This is a genomic window from Candidatus Hydrogenedentota bacterium, assembly GCA_016791475.1.
Lineage (GTDB): Bacteria > Hydrogenedentota > Hydrogenedentia > Hydrogenedentales > JAEUWI01 > JAEUWI01.
This window is the reverse complement of sequence record JAEUWI010000498.1, coordinates 1-510: the sequence shown is the minus strand read 5'-3', so window position 1 is coordinate 510 and position 510 is coordinate 1. Positions and strand designations below refer to the sequence as shown.

The 510-nt window shown below is 67.6% G+C and carries 1 protein-coding gene; it reads left to right on the top strand.

Translation table 11 applies throughout. The features are described 5' to 3' along the window. Positions 1-261 (top strand): hypothetical protein (locus tag JNK74_30455; protein MBL7650490.1); only part of this gene is annotated, 261 nt, incomplete at its 5' end. Positions 262-510 lie beyond the last annotated feature (249 nt).

Genomic DNA, 510 nt, shown 5'->3' with positions numbered 1-510 from the left:
GATCACCTGCTCGCGGACCAACCGTCAGACTGGCGAGTCGCGACAGACGCGAAGACCTGGCGCCAACGCGCGCAGCGCGCCTTCGCGGCCGAACTGCTCGCACCCATCGAGTCGATTCGCCAGACGCTCGACGGCGACTTCGAGGCCGACCGCATCGAACAGCTCGCCCGCGAGCTCGACGTCTCGCCTTTCCTCGTGCAGAGCCAGCTTGCAAACAACGGTCTGCTCGACCCTGGTCGCGTCGGAGCCACAACAGTTTGACCCGGATCGGCTTGAACGAGCCGTCACCGGCCGCGAACCGTCGGCTGCCAAAGACCTCGAACGCGTGCGCATGCACCTGTTTCGCTGGCAGCCAAGGCATGCGGTAAGAGGGCGGCATGCGCTTCGCCCTCGCCCTCGCCCTCGCCCTCACCCTCGCGCTCGTCTGTGCCTGCGCTGCCCCGGCCCCCGAAGGCCTGATGGCGGCGAAGCAGGGCCCCGGGCCCAAGGTGAAGTTCGACATCTTCCACA